Below are 17,538 nucleotides of genomic sequence, written 5' to 3'. Positions count from 1 at the left end.
GTTAGCGTTCGCCCATGACCATCCACCAGCTCGTTCTGGACCTCGCAGCTCCTGACGAGGCTGACCGGCATGCCGCCGAAGACGCTCTGGCCTCGCTCGGCCCGGCAGCCCTGCCAGCCCTGATGGAGCACCTCGGCGACGCTGCTTCACCGGTGAGCGAGGCCGCTGTGCTGGGTGTCCTTCGCCGTACAGGCCTCTCGGCGTTTCGGCCGGTGCTGGACGTTCTGCGGAGCGTGGCTCCGGGGCAGGCGTACTGGCGGGCGCTTCGGGTGTTCACCGGCCTCGGGGCGGTGGCACTGGACGGCTACACCGGCGCGTTGACGCATGAGGACCCGGTAGTGCGTCGCGCGGCGGTCATGGCCATCTGCAAGTGCGGGGCCGACGGGGTGCTCCTTGCGGAGCGTGTGGTGCCGTTGCTGGGTGACCCGGACGCGGAGGTGCGGCGGACGGCCGTGCGGTCGTTCTCGTCGTGGGGTGCGGTTGTGGTGCCGCTACTGCAGGCTGTGCGTTGCGGTGGCCCCGGCGCCGCGCGTGCGGGCGCTCTGGAGGCACTGGCGGAGATCGGCGGTGAGGCGGTGATGAGCGCTCGCGACCTGGCGGCGTTGGAGAGGCTGGTGCGGATCAAGCTGCCCGACGACGTGCCTGCATCCATAGCCTGCTGCTTCCTGTCGTGGATCGCGGTGAGCACGGGTGACCAGGGCGGGGTGATGGAGTTGCTCGGTCTGTCCGCGCCGCGTCCGGTGCCGTTCGCCGCCGGTGTGTACGCCGCCGACTGCGACAGTCACGCCGGCCTGGACGAGAACCCGCTCGATCAGTACCGCCGCGTGTTCGTCACCCCTGAGCTCGCGGGTTGGACTCTGGTGGTCGGATCATGGTGCGACCCGAGCTCCGCCGAGCGCGCGGCCGAGGTCCTGGAGGCGTGTGCACGCCTGAGTGCCCGGTACGGGCGAGCCCAGGCCTACTGGCACAGCGACCAGCACGACGGATCGGCGGTCCTGGTCGCCGAGCAGGGCACGATCGTGCGGCGCTTCGCCTACATACCCGGCGAGGACATGCAGCACTTGGAGCTGGGGGTTCCGCTCGCCTACGAGCAGCAGCGGCGCGCAGCCCTCGGACTGCCTGCGCTGGCAGGAGGCCACGTGGACACCGAGGAGGAAGACGACGAATGGACCTGGGAACTACTCGACCTGGCGCCCGGCCTTGCCGGTGAACTGAGCCTGGACCCCCGGTCGGTCGATGCGGACACACCGGTTCGGGGCACCGGCGTACTCGCTCTCACCGAGTACGGCCGCAGCCTGAGCGCTCCGGGCGGGGCGCTCAGGCTGCGAGCGGAGGGCCGGTCGGACGCGGCTGACCAGCGAGTCGACCGGGTCTTGGCCTGCGGGCTGGAGTTCCGCGGCGTGGACCAGGGCGAGCAGGTCACGGTGTCGGTACAGGAAGGTGCGGTCCACGCCAGCCTGCCGGCGACGCCGGAGACGCTGATCGGGGTGCCGTTGCTCCCAAGGCAAACTGGCTTCTTGTCCAGGGTGTCCGGCGTGATCAACAAGTGCCGACCCGGTCGCTGACGGGCCGCGCACCAAGTGCTCCCCCGTAGGCGAGCAGTCCTGGGCAGAGATCCACAGTGCGTTGGACAACATCCGGCAGGGCTTTGAGGCAGCCGGTACCCAGCTGGCCTGGCAGCTCGTCGACGAGCTGACCGAGTAGCGGTACGCGACGGGAAGAGGTGGTGTCACCGCTTCGGTGACACCACCTCCTTCGCGCATCATCGTGGGCCTGTTGTCCGTACCACCGCAGACCCGGCTTCAGTGCCCGGGAGACCTCGCGGTCGTCAGTACCCGGCGGTCACCCGGCTTACATCGGGGCCCAGCGGTCGTTGCAGCCGCCCTGGGGAGAGGGGTCCGTCTCGCCCCCGTTCGCGTAGTTGTGCAGGGAACCCCACTCCACACAGGTGCTGTCGTTGATCTCCGCGCCCGCTCGCCAGATGTCCTCGCTGAGGCCGGACGGAGCGTGGTCGATAGGGGGGTTGTAGTCGACGTCCTGGCCCCAGGAGGCGCCCCTGTCGTAGTCGGGGTACGTCCACCCGCCCGGGTAGGGCGAGCCGACGTACAGCTTGACCGTGAACCCGTGCTGGGAGGCGTAGCCGTAGAAGTTGGAGTCCCAGTGCCAGCGGGCCCCCACGTAGCCGTTGCAGGTGTCGTACTGCTGGACGACGTAGCCGGCGTACGTACCCCCGTACATGTACGGGCCGGAGTTGCCGACATCGATCCAGCCGCTGCAGGACGCGGGAGCGGCGTGCGCCGGGCCGGCGGCGACGGGGCCGAGTACGAGGGTTGCGACTGCGGCCGCGGTGGCGGCGATTGCGCGAAGGCGCATCGGAGGGTGTCCCTTCTTCGACTGTGCTGGAGCGTTGTCTGCTCGGCCGTCGGCCGGTGGGACGGACGGCGGTGGCCGCGGTTGGCTTCGTGCTGTCCGTCCCGCGCTCAAGGGAACCGGCTGACGGGCCTGCCCCTCGAGTGATTCGATCAGGTTCGAAGACCCATGACGCCGGCCGCTCGGCTGGCCGACAGCCGACCTCGGGGGTGTCGTGCTCTACCTCGATATGGACCGCGCGGTACTCGCGAACACCCGGTTCGCGATCTCTCCGCTCAGCACCGTGGTCGGCGCCCTCGCATTGCTGCGCAACGACGCGCCGCCGGGCGGCGGGGGTTGGCGGGGCAGGGTCCAGGAGGCGGTCCGCGACCAGAAGCTCGCTCTGCTGGGCTCGATGTTCAGCGGTTCGTGGGACTACGTGCCGGACTTCCTGACACCGCAGCCACAGGCCCCGGAGAGCGCGTTGCCGGAGGAGCTGCACACGGTCGCCACCACCGCCTCCGCCCGTCTGCACTGGGAACTGCGGACCATGGCCCAGGGAGTCGGCGAGGAGCGCCTGGCAGGCCGGGTGACCCCGGTGGTCCTTCGCGACGCCCTGGACCGGGGCGAGCGGGACTTCGCCGAGCGGGTGGCGGCGGAGCTGCACCGGCTGTGGGAGTCGGCCCTCGCCCCGCAGTGGACGGCCCTGCGCACCCGCATGGAGGAGGACATCACCCACCGGGCCCGGACCATCGCCCGCGACGGCCTGTCCGGCATGCTGGCCGGCCTGCACCCCAGGGTGCTCTGGAGCAAGGACCGGCTGAGCCTGGTCAGCCGCTTCCACGGCCGCGTCCCCGCCGGCACCGGCCTCGTCCTGACCCCCTCGGTGTTCACCACCACCGACCTGCGCATCGTCATCGACTCGATACCGGCACCCGCCACGCGCCAGCCCATGTTCGCCTACCCCTGCCGGCCAGGACCGGATCCCAGCCCCGGGCCGACGGTGGACGCCCTGCTCGGGGTGACCCGCGCACGCCTCCTGTCCGACCTGCACACCGCCCGCACCACCGCGGAGTTGAGCGAGCGCCACTTCCTCGCCGCCAGCACCGTCTCCTACCACCTCGGCATCCTGCACCGCACCGCACTGGTCACCCGTACCCGCACCGGGCAGCACGTCCTGTACCGGCAGACTGCCCGGGCCGCCGATCTGCTGGCCGCCCCGCGCTCGACCGGCTCGTGACCAGCGGGCGACCGCGCGAGGACGCGACGTCAGGGCCCCATTGGCCGGGGTGGGGCCCGGCTGGTGGACCGTGAGCGGCTCTCGCCGTAAGGGCATCACCTGCATCCCGCGGCACGGCGCTGCCCGCAGACGGGGCCGCCGCGCCGTCCCCGGAGCAGTAGCCGCAGCGGCCGGCCTGGCGCGATCCGGGCCGGATGCTCGGCTCGGTGCTGTCGAACACCGGCGCCGGGGCGCTCCTCACCGCGCTGGCGTTCCTGGTGCAGCACATCGAGGTGACCTGGCACTGACGCCTCGGCCGGGGCCGGTCCGCTGTCCGCTCGGGGGTTCGGACGCGGACCGGCCCGCTCAGTGTGTACGGGCGCGGGGCGCGGGGCCGCCGGTGTTGGTCCGGACGGAGTCAGGGGTGTCGCCCAGCGCAGTCCCAGCGGCGCGGGTCCGAGGGCCGCGGCTCGTGGTGTGCCCGCCCGCCGGCGCGGTAGCGGCCGTTCTCGCCGGCCGGCGCGGCACCGTCAGCGAGCTGCCCGGCGTGGGCGCCCGGGCCGGAGCCCGCCGCGTCCCGGTGGGACGGGCCTGAGCGTCCCTGGGAAACCGGGACGCTAGAGGGACGGTGACGCGGGGCCCGAGAGTGGGAGCGCTGACCCAGATCCCGCACCATTCGGAGGACCCCGTGCGTTCCGTCACCCGCAAGGCCGCCACGATCGGCGCCACCCTGGCCCTGGCGATGTCCGGGGCCCTGCTCGCCGCCGCCCCGGCCTCCGCCGCCACCAGCTGCTACGCCAGCGGCTGCAACGGGCTGGACCCGGCCGCCACCACCTGCGCCAACGACGCCATCACCGTCTCCCAGAACGGCCCGCTGGAACTGCGCTACAGCCCGTCCTGCCGGGCCGCCTGGGGACGGGACATCGCCGGGATCCCCGGCGACTTCCTGGAGGTCTACAACGACGCGAACGGCAAGTACACCACCACCTGGCACTCGACCGGCCGCTTCTGGACCCCGATGCTCAACGACAAGGACGTCAAGTCCCGCGCCCACCTCAAGTCCTCCAACGAGGAGGACTGGACGGACTGGTACTAGAGAACAGTCCCGCGGCCCTCGTCGAGCGACGTGCCCGACGGGGGCCGCGGTAGGTGTGCGGGGCGCAGCGGCGGGGGCGGGTGGGCGCACCCGGCGGGCATCGACCGTTGGGGAACACCGGATGGGGACCCCCGGAGCAGGCGGTGGATCCGTTCACGGGGCTCAGTGCAAGAGCCGGGTCACATTTCCCGAGCCGGCGGCGCGACCGCGGAGACGGAAAGCGAACGACTGGCCCTCCTCGAGAGCGACGGGCCGTTCGAGCGTGACCGTCGCCGCGCTCATGTGAAGCGGTTGCAGCACATCCGTTTCGCGAGGCAGCGTCACCACGCCCCTCACAGCGGCAACCCGGATATAGAAGTGGAGACTCTCCCCGGTGAGCACTTCTACCCCACCCTGTTCCTTCGGCAGCGGCGTGATGTCCGCGGCGAAGGCGACGCGTGCGCCGATTGAGCCCGGTGCCGCGAGAATCTGCCCCCGCTCCACTGCTCCCGCCATCGCACCAGGCAGCAGCAGCCCCACGTTCATGCCCGCACTCGCCTCGTCGACGAGCCGACTGCCCGCGTCGATGCCGGTGACATGAGCGAGCGCCCGGGCGCCGAAGCCGACGAGCTCCACCGCGTCGCCCTTGCGAACCCGCCCACGCTCGATCCGGCCTGTCGGCATGACCAGCCTGCCCTGCCTTGGGACGATGACATCCTCGACCAACATCAGGAACGGCTTCTCCACGACACTCACCGATGCTCCCCCGAGGGCCTCGTGCGCAAGTTGCGAACAGGTGCCCGAGACTAACAATGATCACGGGTCGTCCCGCGCATGCTGGACAGGTACCCCGCCGCGCGTGCTCGGACAACAAGGTCTACCGCAGGATGGCGAACAGGCCGGCACCGCGTCCGCGGTGCCGGCGACGGCGAGCGGCATCGAGCCGCCGAGGACGAGCCAGCCGAGCACGGTGAACGCGGCCGTGGTGGCGAGGCCCGTCAGGGTCGCGGTGAGGAGGTCGGTGCCCGCCCTCGCGCGGGCCAGGCGGCCCTGTTCCCGTTCGGCGGCGCGGGCCATCTGCTCGTAGTGGCCGAGGAGGAAGGGGCCGCAGCCGTGGACGCGCAGTTCAGCGGCGGACCAGGGGCGGATCAGCATGTCCGCGAGCAGGGTGCTGGCGCGGGAGTGCTGGACCATGGCGCGGGTGGAGGCGTAGCGGCGGCGGGCGGTGCGCACGGCGCCCCAGCCGCGGGGTGCGGCGATGAGGAGCAGCATCGGCAGCAGGGCGGGGTGGAGGACGGACAGGACGCCCGCCGCGGAGGTGAGGGCGAAGAGCGCGGTCAGGAGGGCGGTGGCGCGGCCGACGATGTGCTGCAGGGACATGGCGCCCCAGCGGGCGCTGTCGACCTCGGCCAGGTATTCGGGGTCCTCGATGGCTTCGAGTTCGGCGCCTGCGACGATGCCGAGGAAGTCGACGGTGGCCTGCCGGAAGACCGCCGGTTCGAGGCGGCCGGAGGCCCAGTTGGAGGCGGTGGACAGCAGCGCCGACAGGGCGGCGATCACGCCGACCGTGATGATCGCGGGCAGTGCGGAGTGCAGGACGTCGGAGACCTGGCCGGGCGCGAGCAGTCGGCCGAGCGCGCGGTTGGTCGCGATCAGGGCCAGGGCGGCGGCCACGCCGCGCAGCAGCTCGGCGCCGACGAGCGTGAGCATCGCGGCGCGGTCGGCGCTCCAGGCCATCCGGCCGGCCAGGGCGACGAAACGCGGCATCTGCCGGGCGATGGACCAGAACGACAGCCCGGCGCCCGCGAGTTCGTGCTTCGCCCAGCCGTAGTCGTAGCGCATCGGTCCGCCGAAGAGGAGCCGCTCGCTGTCGGAGACCGGCGGGTCGGCGGCGTTCACGGCGGTCGTGGCGTCGGTGGCGGTGGGGACGGTCACGGCGCTCCTTCGGACGGGTCCGGGGTCAGTTGGTGGCCGGGGTCGGCTCCGGCCAGTCCAGGGTGAGGAAGCGGGGACCGTCACAGAGGTAGGCGTCCAGGAGCGCCGCGGTGCTGGGGAACATCGGCCCGGGGAGGCCGCGGGCGGGCGCCCAGACGACGCCGAGGTGCTTGTCCGGCTCGCGGTTGACCAGTTCGCCGCTCCAGCGTTCAGCGGCGAACAGGAACAGGACGTACGCACCCTCTCCGTCCCAGCCCCGGGCGGCGTGCAGGACGCGGTCGAGCCGAAGATCGGCCGGCTTCACCACGATGCCGGTCTCCTCCAGGAGTTCGCGTGCCGCCGCACGGTCGACTCTCTCGTTCTGGTCGACCTTGCCACCCGGCAGCGTCCAGGCCGGCGTCGGGTGCCAGCTGCGCGGACCGTAGTGCACGGTGGCGATCCGGTCGGTTCGGTGGTCATGAAGCAGGACGCTGACGGCCAGCCTGCTGGTCATCGCCACAATGAACTCCTCTTCGGGAAGGCGCTGTTGATGTGCTCGCGGCGGGCGTCGACTACTCACTCGGCGCGGTCAGCGGCGGGTGTGCGGGGCGGCGAGGGGTGATCCTGGCAGGCGGGCGCTTCGGTCGTCGTGGCTTCCCGCGCAAACCACCCGATGGAACGAACACTGCTTCGAAGCGAACGTGCTGAGGTGAGGCGACGGGCGGCGGCAGAGCCAGGTCAGGCACGGAGAGCGGGCTCCCACGGTCGGGTGGCCGGGTGGTGCGGGCGTGGCACCGCATCGCGAAGGCAACGCGGCACCACGCGCGATCACGTCCCGGTCGCGCCCGGGAAGGCCATGTCCGAGCAGCGGCGGCTGGCCTACCGGGAGTTGCGGTCCTCGGCCGCCGGGGGCGGACCGGTGTTCACCGGCGCGACCTTCCCGAGCGGTTCGGTCCATGGAAGACGGTCTACGAGCGGCACCGGACGTGGTCGGCCGACGGGACCTGGGAGCTGCTGCTGCATCGGGTCCAGGCTGAAGCGGACTCAACCGACAACATCGACTGGAACGTCTCCGTCGACTCCACGATCGTGCGGGCCCACCAGTACGCGGCGGGCGCCCGCACCGATCCGCCACCAGCCCTTGATTCAAAGGGGGCTGGGCCGGGAGAACACCAGGACGAGACACCGTGGCAGAGCCTCGTCGCCCGCCTGACGGAGGTGGCGCGGGAGGCGACGGCCTCGGCCGCTCGCGCGGCGGGTTCACCACCAAGGTCCACCTGAACGCGGACGGCCGCTGCCGCCCGCTGTCCCTGGTCGTCACACCGGGGCAGCGGGCCCACTGCACGCAGTTCGAGCCGGTGTCGGAGAAGGTCCGCGTCCTGCGGATCGGGCCGGGCAGGGCCCGCGGGACGCCCGACAGCCTGGCCGCCGACAGGGCCTACAGCAACAGGCCGTGCCGCGACTACCTGCGCAGACGCGGAATCCGACAGTCGATCCCCGGGAAGACCGACACCCGGGCCGCCCGACTGCGAAAGGGCTCACTCGGCGGGCGGCCACCGGGCTTCGACGAGGAGCGGCACAGGAAACGCAACACCGTCGAACGGGCCATCAACAAGCTCAAGCACGCCAGAGCGGTCGCAACCCGCTACGACAAAACGCGGCCACGCCTATCACGGCACCATCACCGCAGCAGCCCTCCCATCTGGCTCCGCACATGATCGCCCGGACAGAACCTAGAGCCAGCCGCGCTCGTCGGCGAAGCGCAGGGCCTCGGTGCGGTTGCGGGTGCCGGTCTTGGCGATGGCCGAGGAGAAGTAGTTGCGGACGGTGCCCTCGGAGAGGTAGAGCTTCCCGGCGATCTCGGCGACTCCGGCGCCGGAGCGGGTGGCGTTGAGGACGTCGCGTTCCCGGGCGGTGAGCGGGGAGGCGCCGGCCGCGAGGGTGGCGGCGGCGAGGTCCGGGTCCACCACCCGCTCCCCCGCCGCGACCCGGCGGATGGCGTCGGCCAGCACCTCGGCCGGGGCGTCCTTCACCACGAAGCCGAGCGCGCCCGCCTCCATGGCCCGGCGCAGGTAGCCGGCCCGGCCGAAGGTGGTGAGGATGACCACCTGGCAGCCGGGCACCTCCTGGGCGAGCACGGCGGCGGCGGCCAGGCCGTCCAGTCCGGGCATCTCGATGTCCAGCAGGGCGACGTCCGGCCGGTGCTCGCGGGCGGCCTCGACGACCTGGTCGCCGCGTCCGACGGCGGCGACCACCTCGAAGTCGTCCTCCAGGTCGAGCAGGGTGCGCAGCGCGGTGCGGACCAGCTCCTGGTCCTCCGCGAGCAGCAGGCGGATCGTCATGTCGTCCCTTCGGGGCGGGATTCGGGGGGCCGGACGGTGACCAGCAGGCGCCACCCGCGCGGGTCGAGCGGGCCGGCCTCGACCGTACCGCCTGCCGCCGCGACCCGTTCCCGCAGCCCGGTCAGCCCCTTGCCGCTGCCGACCAGGCCGGCGCCGGGGCCGCCGGACCCGCCCCGGCCGTCGTCGCGGATCTCCACCGAGGTGGGGGTCAGCAGCACCGAGCAGCGCGCGGCCCGGGCGTGCCGGACGACGTTGGTGAGGCCCTCGCGCAGCACCCAGCCGAAGAGTTCGCGCTGGTCCGGGCCGACCGCGTCGGCGGCCGAGGGGAGGTCGGCCACCACCCCGGCGGCGCGCAGCAGTTCGCGGCCGCGGGCGAGTTCGCCGGCCACCGTGACCTCGCGGTAGCCGGAGACGGCGGCGCGCACATCGGCCAGGGCCTGGCGGGAGAGCGTCTCCACGGCGGTCATCTCGGCCACCGCCTGGTCCACGTCCTTGACCGCCAGCCGTTGGGCCAGGCGGGACTTGACGGTGATCGCGGTGAGCGAGTGGCCGAGCAGGTCGTGCAGGTCGCGGGCGATCCGGTTGCGTTCGGCCTCGGAGGCGAGGCGGGCGACCTCGGCCCGGGCGGCCACCAGGGCCTGGTTGGTGGCGGCGATCTCGGCGAAGGCGCCGCAGGTGAGCGAGGTGAACAGCAGGGCCAGCGCCTGGAAGCCGCCGGGCCCGGTGTGCCAGGCGGGCACCGCCCAGGGGACCAGCAGGGCGGCCAGGGTGCCGCCGGCCACCACGGCGACGGTGTGCTTGCGCCACAGCACGGCGACCACGGAGACGATGACCGTGGCCAGGAAGAAGGCGTCGGCGTGGGCGAACGGCAGCGCGGCGAGGAACAGGGCGGTCATCACCGCCAGCAGCGCCGCGATCCACCGGGTCCGGTGGCGCCCGGCCCGGCCGAGGGCGAGCGCGAGGAGCACGTAGCAGAGGCAGAACGCGACGACGACGGCGTACCCGGCGACCGCTGCGGACCCGCTGACGTTGCCGCTCATGGCCATCGCGGTGAGCGCGGGGAAGACCAGCATCCCGGCGCCCAGCAGTATCCGCCGCAGGCCACCCGCCCAGCGGTGGGCGGGGGCCGGTGTGCTCTCGCGGTCGAGGTCGGTCACCGTGTGCGTTCCTTCCTCAGTGCTCAGGGCCGGGCGAACAGCGTACGCAGCTGCCGTCCGTTGATCACTGCGGCCACACCCGCCAGGGCGAGGCCGCACAGGCCCTGTTCGATCTTCATCCAGACCGGGAAGACCCCCGGCACGGCGATGATCGCAGCGATCGCGACCAGCATGACGCCGGAGATGATCCGCAGCCGTCGGAAGGCGCCGCGGGAGCCGCGCGCCGCGCGGACGGTGAGCAGCAGGGCGACGGCGGCGCCGACCAGGACGATGGTGCCGCGGACCCACACGGCCGGGGTGATGAGGTCGGTGTGGGAGCGCAGGGCGACGGCGGCCACCATGGTGAGCGCGCTGAGGCCGAGGTAGACGAAGACGAGTCGTCGTACGGTGCGGAAGGCCCGACGGGTGTCGGGGTGGTGCAGGTCGGTGGTGGTCATGGCTTCATCGTGGCGGCCGGCCGGGGGTGGTCGGCAGTGTGCTGCCACACCCCCGGACCATGACATTTGTCAGACCCTCACCGTCAGCGGGTGGATCATGTGCAGCTTGGCGACCGGCTGACCGTCCACCAGCACGGCCGCGGGCTCCCGGCCCCACACCTCGAAGCCGCAGGAGGTGTAGAGCCGCAGCGCCGCCTCGTTGCCCTCCGAGACGGTGAGCAGCACCTGCCGCAGCCGCCCGTCCTCGGCCGCCACCGCGAGCACCGCCTCCACCAGGGCGCGGCCGACCCCGCGCCCGCCGGCCGGGCGGGCCACCGCCATGCCGTACAGGGTGGCCTTGTGCCGCTCCTGGCCGCGCCGCCCGACCCGCAGTCCGGCGGTGCCGAGCAGGGTGCCGTCCGGGTCGAAGGCGCCGAGCAGGGCGCCCGGCCCCTGTTCGGCCTCGGCGAGCCGGGCGAGGGTGGCGGCCATCGGCTTGTCCCGCTCCTCGGCGTAACCGGAGGTGAAGGCGGTGGGCGTCTCGCGCAGGGCGGTGAGCCGGAAGGCCCGGTACGGTTCGGCGTCCGCTAGCCCGAGGCGGCGGACGGTGACGACGGGCCCGGGCGCGAACAGAGGCTCAGCCGAGGCGGACACGGGTGCACCTGGTCAGGTAGGGCATGGCGATCTCGTCCCGGCCGGCCACCCCGCGGTGGGTGGCGAGCAGCCGCTCGACGTCGGCCAGCAGGCGGGTGCGTTCGGCCTCGGGCAGGGCGATGACGTAGCTGCGCGAGGCGACCATGGCGAGGACGCCGGCCGGGGTGGTGGGGTGCTCCCAGCGGATCTCCAGCCGCTCCGGGGGGCCGAAGGGGGCCGGCAGGGAGGGCGCGGTGTCGAGCTGCTGAGGGGCCGCCCGGTGCATCAGGGCGCCGAGTTCGGCGGCCCAGGGCTCGGTCTCGTCCCGGACGTTCCAGATCAGCGCGAGGGTCCCGCCGGGGGCGAGCACCCGGGCGATCTCCGGGACGGCCGCCGCCTGGTCGAACCAGTGCCAGGCCTGGGCCACCACCACCGCGTCCACGCTGCCGTCGGGCAGCGGGATGCGTTCGGCCGAGCCGGCCCGTACGGCGGCCTTCGGTACGGCGGCGGCGAGTTGGTCGCGCATCTCCTGGTCGGGTTCGACCGCGACCACGTCCAGCCCGGCCTCGACCAGCAGCCGGGTCAGCTTGCCCGTCCCGGCGCCCAGGTCGAGCACCCGGCGGGCCTCGCGCGGCACGGCCGAGCCGATCAGGGCCTGCGGGTAGCCGGGCCGGCCGTGCTGGTAGGCGGTGGCGGCGAGGCCGAAGGAGCGGGCGCGCAGCCGGCCGGCCCAGCGGCGGGTCGCGCCCTGGCGGGTCATCCCGCAGGCCCGGCCGATCTCCTCCCAGGTGGCCTGCCGTCCGCGCCGCAGCTCCTCGACCAGTTCCGTGCGCCGTTCCTCCAGGGCGTCGATGGCCTCGGAGAGGCGGTGCAGGCCGTCCAGCCCGCCGCCCCCGGCCACGTCCGCCGCCACCCGCCGAGCGGGGTCGTCGTCGTTCATGGCCCGCACTGTAGGGAGCGTACGGCTACGCCGTCAACAGCCATTGCCCACCAGAGCAACAGTTGTTGCGCCACGCCGTGGCGTCCCCCGGAGGAGTGATCGGCGCACCCCGGAGCCGCATCTAGCACGAACTCTCCGCTGATCGTGCCGACTTGGGCCGGAAACCCTTCGCATGAGCGAATCCCGGCCGGGTTGCCGGTGCGGGGGCGGCCGGGCGAGAAGCCTGGTGGCCAGGGCCGACCGACCGGACTGCGACAGGTGTGCGAGATGTCGGTCATGTCCGGCAAGTTGTCACAAGTCGGTTGACGGACAGTATTTTTGAGTTTCGGTCAGGGTTGTCCTGAACTTGGCTATGCTGCCGAACCACGCCTCCGGATCCGGTCGTCGCCCGTCCCCACTCGTTTCCCCTGTTCCGTGCCGATTTCTGTTCCGATCGTTTGAGGATGCCGAATGCTTCGAGCTGGATCGTCAACCGCCAGACGGCGCCCCGCGCCCCTGCTCGGCTGGATACTGCCCACCGCCGTGATGGCGGCGGCGGTCGCGGTCGCCGCGGTGGTGGTGTCGGCCGGAGCCCGGGCCCAGGTGCTGTGGTGCGGGGCCACGGCCACCGTGCTGGTCGCCGTGGTGGCCGCCGAATCCGCCCGCCGCGGACGGGCCCTCGCCGAACTGCGCGACGAACACACCCGGCGCGTCGAGGAGTTGCACCGCAAGCTGGCCGGGCAGGAGGAGGAGATCGAGCGGATGGCCACCGGCGAGCTGCGCCGGCTGGTCGGCGGCGCCCGGTACGGCTCGTCCATCGACGTGCTGCTCCAGCCCTTCCAGCGCCCGAACCCGCTGCTGTCACGGAAGTTCCGCGCCTCGCTGGAACTGGTGGTGCGCGGCATCGCCCAGGCCGTCGACGACGAGGTCAGCCGGCGCGACTCCGCCGAGCGCGCCTTCGTCAACCTGGCCCGCCGGGTCCAGGCGATCATCCACCGCCAGGCCAAGGACCTGCGGGAGATGGAGGACCGGCACGGCAACGACCCGGCCGTCTTCGACGACCTGCTGCGCCTCGACCACGGCAACGCCCTGGTCGGCCGCCTCGCCGACTCCATCGCCGTCCTCTCCGGTGCCCGGCCCGGCCGCCAGTGGACCCGCCCGATCGCCCTCTACAGCGTGCTGCGCGGCGGGATGTCGCGGATCCTCGAGTACCAGCGGGTCGACCTCCACCCGGTCGCCCAGATCTCGGTCACCGGACCGGCGGTCGAACCCCTGATCCACGCCGTGGCCGAGCTGCTCGACAACGCCACCCGCTACTCCCCGCCGCACACCCACGTCCACCTGAGCGCCTCCGAGGTGCAGAGCGGGATAGCGATCGAGGTCGAGGACGGCGGCCTCGGACTCACCGACGAAGCCCGCTCCCGGGCCGAGCGCTCGATGCGCGAGGCCATGGTCTCCAAGGACTTCGACGACCTCACCGAGTCCCCCCGGCTGGGCTTCGCCATCCTCGGCCGGCTCTGCCAGGCGTACGGCTTCCAGGTCTCGCTGCGCCGCTCCGCGTACGGCGGCGTGCGCGCGGTGCTGGTGGTGCCGCAGGAGCTGCTCACCACCGCCCCGCCGACCGGGCGGGCGCACGGCATCGGCGCCTTCTCCGGCCCGCGCCCGCTCCCGGCCAACCAGGCCCGGCACGCGGCCCCCGCCCGGCCCTGGGGCGCCCGGACGGCCCCGGCCGGCGCCGGGTCGGCCGGCGGGCCGGGGGGCGGCGGACTCGCAGGCTCCAGCGGGCTCGGGGCCTCCGGCGGGCTCGGGGCCTCCAGCGGGCTCGGCCAGACGGCCGGGCTGGGCCAGTCCGCGGGTATCGGGCCGTCCTTCGGCTCCACCAGCCCCTGGGGGCCGGGCCCGTCCGCCGCCTCGGGCGGGGACGACGAGGTGATCGTCACCGAGCGCACCGCCAACGGCCTGCCCCAGCGCCGCCGCAGCCGCCCCACCGGCCGGGCCGTCTTCGCCACGCCCCCGCGCGGCACCACCCAGCCCAACGGCCCCACCGCGGGGCCCGCCGCCGGACCGGCCGCCCCGGCGCCCCGCCCCAAGAAGCAACCCGGCCTGTGGCTGGAGGCCTTCATGGAGGGCTACAAGGGCACCGGCTCCGCCGGCCCGAACGACACCGGCTCGAACGGCACCGGGACGAACGCCGCCGGGTCGAGCACCACCAGCGGGTCGAGCACCACCCCACCGAACAGGGCCGCACAGACCAGTAGTGAAGAGACGGCAGGGAAAGGCGAGCAGTGATTCCGCACCGCAGCAACATGGACTGGATCCTCAACGACCTCGCACACAGCGTCCCGTACGTGCGCCACGTCATCGTGCTCTCCGCCGACGGCCTGCGGATCGCCCAGTACGGCGCCGACCCGGACACCGCCGACCGGCTGGCCGCCGCCTGCGCCGGGCTGCAGAGCCTGGCCGCCGCCGTCGGGCACGAGTTCCCGCACGGCAACGGCGCGATGAAGCTGGTCGTCATCGAGGTGGACGGCGGCTACTTCTACCTGATGTCGGCCGGTGACCGCGCCTACCTCGCGGTGCTCGCCGACGAGGGGGTGGACGCCGGGCTGGTCAGCCACCAGATGCGCGACCTGGTCGAGCGGATCGGCGAGCACCTCTCCACCCCGCCGCGCAACCCGGAGGCGGTCGCGTGAGCCGGCCGAGCACGACCCCGGCAGCGCCCCCGCGCGGCACCCCCGGCGCCCGGGCGGGCACGTGAACGAGCACAGTGAGGCAGTGACATGACCTCCGACCAGGGCGGCTGGGACGGACCCGAGCCCGATCGCCTGTACGTGATCACCCGTGGCCGCAGCGGCCCCTCCGGGCCGGGCGTCTTCGACCTGGTCACCCTGATCGTCTCCCTCGCGGAGCCCACCCCCGCCATGCAGCCCGAGCACGCGGCGATCCTGCGGCTGTGCCGCTCGCCGCTCTCGGTGGCGGAGGTCTCCGCCTACCTCGAACTGCCCACGAGCGTGGTCACCGTCCTGCTGGCGGACCTGCTCGACGACGGGCGGATCGAGGCCCGCTCCGCCGTGCCCGCGGCGGAACTCCCCGACCGTGCCCTGCTGGAGGCGGTGATCCATGGACTTCAACGGCTCTGACACGGTCGTCGGCCCGGCGAGCGCGGACCTGCTGCCCGACACCGTCACCACGGCGGTCAAGGTGGTGATCGTCGGCGGCTTCGGCGTCGGCAAGACCACCCTGGTCGGCGCGGTCAGCGAGATCCGCCCGCTGACCACCGAGGAGACCATGACCCAGGCCGGGGTCGGCGTCGACGACCCCACCGGGGTCGAACGCAAGACCTCCACCACGGTGGCCATGGACTTCGGCCGGATCAGCATCAGCGACAAGCTCGTGCTGTACGTCTTCGGCACCCCCGGGCAGGAGCGCTTCTGGTTCCTCTGGAACGGCCTGTTCGAGGGCGCGCTCGGCGCCGTCGTCCTGGTGGACACCCGTCGGCTGGAGGTCAGCTTCGAGGTGATCGGCCGCCTGGAGGACCGCGGCGTGCCCTTCGTGGTGGCCGTCAACGGCTTCCCCGAGGCGCCCAGTTACGAGCTCGACGAGCTGCGCCAGGCACTCGACCTGCCGGCCGAGGTGCCGATCGTCGCCTGCGACGCGCGCAGCCGCCAGTCCAGCCGGGACACCCTGATGACGCTGATGCACTACCTGTACGAGCTGGCCGCGCCGCCCGCCGGCTGAGGCCCGCCACCCGGCCCCCATCCCCGGCTTCATCCCCAGCTTCATCCCCTGCCCGCACCCCCGACGTACCGCTTCCGAACCTCGTGACCCGGAGACCCTGTTGACCACCCCCTTCCCCGACGACGCCGTCCCCGTCCCGCCGCCCGGCTGCCCCGCCCACGGGCGCGCGATCGAGCCGACCGGCCCCGGCGGACTGCGCCGGCTCTACGGCCCGGAGGCCGAGGCCGACCCGGCGGGCCTGTACGAGAAGCTGCGCGCCGAACACGGCGACGTCGCCCCGGTGCTGCTGCACGGCGACCAGCAGGCCTGGCTGATCCTCGGCCACGCCGCCAACATCACCGCGATGCGCACCCCCTCGCTGTTCTCCCGCGACTCCCGGCTGTGGAGCGCCTTCCGCAACAACGAAGTGCCGCCGGACTCCCCGCTGCTGCCGGTGGTCGCCTGGCAGCCGATCTGCGTGTTCGCCGACGGCGAGGAGCACCGCCGGCTGCGCAACGCCCTGCTGGACGGCCTGAACGGCTTCGACCGGCGCGGCATCCGACGCCACGTCCGCCGCTTCACCACCGACCTGGTCCAGGTGGTCGGGCCGACCGGCCGGGCCGAGCTGATCACCCAGTTCGCCGAGCACCTGCCGATGCTGGTGATGACCAAGCTGCTCGGCATGCCCGACGAGTACGGCCCCCAACTCGTCGACGCCGCACGGGACCTGATGAAGGGCACCGAGACGGCGATCGCCAGCAACGAGTACGTGGTGGCGAGCCTGCGCCGCACCATCGCGATCAAGCACGACTCCCCCGGCGACGACCTGACCAGCCGGCTGCTCGCCCACCCGGCCCGGCTGACCGACGACGAGGTGATGGAGCACCTGCGGGTGGTGCTGCTGGCCGCCAACGAGACCACCGTCAACCTGATCGCCGACTCGCTGAAGATGGTGCTCACCGACCCGCGCTTCCGCGCCCACCTGTCCGGCGGCCAGATGACCCTCGGCGAGGCGCTGGACCAGGTGCTCTGGGACTCCCCGCCGATGTCCCTGGTCGCCGGGCGCTGGGCCACCGCCGACACCGAGCTGGGCGGCCAGCAGATCCAGGCCGGGGACCTCCTGCTGCTCGGGCTCGCCGCCGGCAACGTCGACCCGACGATCCGGCCCGACCTCGCCACCCCGCTCTACGGCAACCGCTCGCACCTGTCCTTCGGGGCCGGGCCGCACGAGTGCCCCGGGCAGGACATCGGCCGGCACGTCGCCGAGGCCGGGATCGACATCCTGCTCACCCTCCTCCCGGACCTCCGACTGGCCGTCCCCGAGGAGGAGTTGACCTGGAGCTCGGCCTGGATCTCACGCCACCTGACGGCGCTGCCGGTGGAGTTCACCGCGCAGGAGATCGAGCCCGACCCGGAGTCGGTCGCCGAGGCGGAGCGCGCGGCGGAGGAGGCCCGGGAGCTCGCCGAACGCGCGCTGGCGGCCACCCAGCGGGCGGCCGCCAAGGCCGCGGCACCGGAGGCGGGAGCGGCGGCGGGAGCGGCGGCGGGACCGACCGCGGCCTCGGACTCGGCATCGGCCTCGGCACCGGCTGAGACCGCGACCGTTCCCGCGCAGCGGCGCAGCTGGTGGGACGTGCTCACCGGCCTGTTCCGGCGCTGATCCCCGACGCTGGTCCCCGGGAGACGTCCCCCGGGCGGGGGGGGGGGCCCCCCCCCCGCCCCCCCCCCCCCCGCCCCCGCGGGCGCCGCGCGCGGGGGCCCAACCCCGGCTGGGGCGCCCCTGGGTTGGGTGAGAAC

General features: G+C 73.3%; 17 protein-coding genes and 1 pseudogene. 9 read left to right on the top strand and 9 right to left on the bottom strand.

Going from position 1 to position 17,538, the window contains the following annotated elements; genetic code table 11:
• The first annotated feature begins 14 nt into the window (after positions 1 to 14).
• Positions 15 to 1,565, top strand: a complete 1,551-nt coding sequence (locus tag ACFVXG_RS26840; RefSeq protein ID WP_387930987.1) for a HEAT repeat domain-containing protein — start codon at positions 15 to 17, stop codon at positions 1,563 to 1,565.
• 286 nt (positions 1,566 to 1,851) lie between these two features.
• On the opposite strand, the gene ACFVXG_RS26835 is transcribed toward ACFVXG_RS26840, so the two are convergent.
• Complete coding sequence (locus tag ACFVXG_RS26835) at positions 1,852 to 2,373, bottom strand: hypothetical protein (protein WP_387930986.1); 522 nt, start codon at positions 2,371 to 2,373, stop codon at positions 1,852 to 1,854.
• Positions 2,374 to 2,584: 211 nt separating this feature from the next.
• Between ACFVXG_RS26835 and ACFVXG_RS26830 the strand changes: the two genes are divergently transcribed.
• On the top strand, positions 2,585 to 3,589 hold the full coding sequence (locus tag ACFVXG_RS26830; RefSeq protein ID WP_387930985.1) for an ArsR/SmtB family transcription factor: 1,005 nt from the start codon (positions 2,585 to 2,587) through the stop codon (positions 3,587 to 3,589).
• 667 nt (positions 3,590 to 4,256) lie between these two features.
• On the top strand, positions 4,257 to 4,664 hold the full coding sequence (locus ACFVXG_RS26825) for a DUF2690 domain-containing protein (RefSeq protein WP_387930984.1): 408 nt from the start codon (positions 4,257 to 4,259) through the stop codon (positions 4,662 to 4,664).
• A 162-nt stretch (positions 4,665 to 4,826) separates the two neighbouring features.
• Here ACFVXG_RS26825 and ACFVXG_RS26820 read toward each other — a convergent pair whose 3' ends face one another.
• The 3 genes from ACFVXG_RS26820 to ACFVXG_RS26810 are packed head-to-tail and all read right to left on the bottom strand — an operon-like array spanning position 4,827 to position 7,071.
• Positions 4,827 to 5,399 carry an EF-Tu/IF-2/RF-3 family GTPase gene (locus ACFVXG_RS26820; protein WP_387930983.1) on the bottom strand — a complete coding sequence of 191 codons (573 nt, stop codon included), beginning with the start codon at positions 5,397 to 5,399 and terminating at the stop codon, positions 4,827 to 4,829.
• A gap of 60 nt (positions 5,400 to 5,459) precedes the next feature.
• Positions 5,460 to 6,578, bottom strand: coding sequence for a hypothetical protein (locus tag ACFVXG_RS26815; RefSeq protein WP_387930982.1), 1,119 nt, complete (start codon positions 6,576 to 6,578; stop codon positions 5,460 to 5,462).
• Positions 6,579 to 6,603: 25 nt separating this feature from the next.
• Complete coding sequence (locus ACFVXG_RS26810; protein WP_387930981.1) at positions 6,604 to 7,071, bottom strand: NUDIX domain-containing protein; 468 nt, start codon at positions 7,069 to 7,071, stop codon at positions 6,604 to 6,606.
• Positions 7,072 to 7,334: 263 nt separating this feature from the next.
• Here ACFVXG_RS26810 and ACFVXG_RS26805 point away from each other — a divergent pair.
• Positions 7,335 to 8,275, top strand: a pseudogene (locus tag ACFVXG_RS26805) (IS5 family transposase).
• Between the two features lie 15 nt (positions 8,276 to 8,290).
• Here the strand turns inward: ACFVXG_RS26805 and ACFVXG_RS26800 are convergent.
• The 5 genes from ACFVXG_RS26800 to ACFVXG_RS26780 form a co-directional block, all read right to left on the bottom strand.
• Positions 8,291 to 8,899: a response regulator gene (locus ACFVXG_RS26800; RefSeq protein ID WP_387930980.1), complete on the bottom strand. Its 609-nt coding sequence runs from the start codon at positions 8,897 to 8,899 to the stop codon at positions 8,291 to 8,293.
• On the bottom strand, positions 8,896 to 10,056 hold the full coding sequence (locus ACFVXG_RS26795; RefSeq protein ID WP_387930979.1) for a sensor histidine kinase: 1,161 nt from the start codon (positions 10,054 to 10,056) through the stop codon (positions 8,896 to 8,898). Before ACFVXG_RS26795 ends, ACFVXG_RS26800 begins: the two co-directional genes overlap by 4 nt.
• Before the next feature lie 23 nt (positions 10,057 to 10,079).
• Complete coding sequence (locus ACFVXG_RS26790; protein WP_387930978.1) at positions 10,080 to 10,493, bottom strand: hypothetical protein; 414 nt, start codon at positions 10,491 to 10,493, stop codon at positions 10,080 to 10,082.
• Between the two features lie 69 nt (positions 10,494 to 10,562).
• The gene (locus ACFVXG_RS26785; RefSeq protein ID WP_387930977.1) at positions 10,563 to 11,126 is read right to left on the bottom strand and encodes a GNAT family N-acetyltransferase; all 564 of its coding nucleotides are present in this window, start codon (positions 11,124 to 11,126) and stop codon (positions 10,563 to 10,565) included.
• Positions 11,110 to 12,045 (bottom strand): class I SAM-dependent methyltransferase, encoded by a 936-nt coding sequence (locus ACFVXG_RS26780; protein WP_387930976.1) that lies wholly within the window; start codon positions 12,043 to 12,045, stop codon positions 11,110 to 11,112. The genes ACFVXG_RS26785 and ACFVXG_RS26780 overlap by 17 nt, the downstream gene beginning before the upstream one ends.
• Positions 12,046 to 12,495: 450 nt before the next feature.
• On the opposite strand from ACFVXG_RS26780, the gene ACFVXG_RS26775 reads away from it, so the two are divergent.
• The 5 genes from ACFVXG_RS26775 (at position 12,496) to ACFVXG_RS26755 (ending at position 17,401) form a co-directional block, all read left to right on the top strand.
• Complete coding sequence (locus ACFVXG_RS26775) at positions 12,496 to 14,313, top strand: ATP-binding protein (protein WP_387930975.1); 1,818 nt, start codon at positions 12,496 to 12,498, stop codon at positions 14,311 to 14,313.
• Positions 14,314 to 14,330: 17 nt separating this feature from the next.
• The gene (locus tag ACFVXG_RS26770; protein ID WP_350510306.1) at positions 14,331 to 14,717 is read left to right on the top strand and encodes a roadblock/LC7 domain-containing protein; all 387 of its coding nucleotides are present in this window, start codon (positions 14,331 to 14,333) and stop codon (positions 14,715 to 14,717) included.
• Positions 14,718 to 14,804: 87 nt separating this feature from the next.
• Entirely contained in the window at positions 14,805 to 15,164 is a 360-nt protein-coding gene (locus ACFVXG_RS26765) for a DUF742 domain-containing protein (protein ID WP_387930974.1), read from the top strand.
• Positions 15,145 to 15,762, top strand: coding sequence for an ATP/GTP-binding protein (locus ACFVXG_RS26760; RefSeq protein WP_387930973.1), 618 nt, complete (start codon positions 15,145 to 15,147; stop codon positions 15,760 to 15,762). Before ACFVXG_RS26765 ends, ACFVXG_RS26760 begins: the two co-directional genes overlap by 20 nt.
• Positions 15,763 to 15,862: 100 nt before the next feature.
• Complete coding sequence (locus ACFVXG_RS26755; RefSeq protein WP_387930972.1) at positions 15,863 to 17,401, top strand: cytochrome P450; 1,539 nt, start codon at positions 15,863 to 15,865, stop codon at positions 17,399 to 17,401.
• Positions 17,402 to 17,538: the final 137 nt, after the last annotated feature.

Source organism: Kitasatospora sp. NPDC058162 (assembly GCF_042884005.1).
Classification (GTDB): Bacteria; Actinomycetota; Actinomycetes; order Streptomycetales; family Streptomycetaceae; genus Kitasatospora.
Note: the sequence above shows the minus strand (reverse complement) of the source record. Positions and strands in the feature narration are given on the sequence as shown.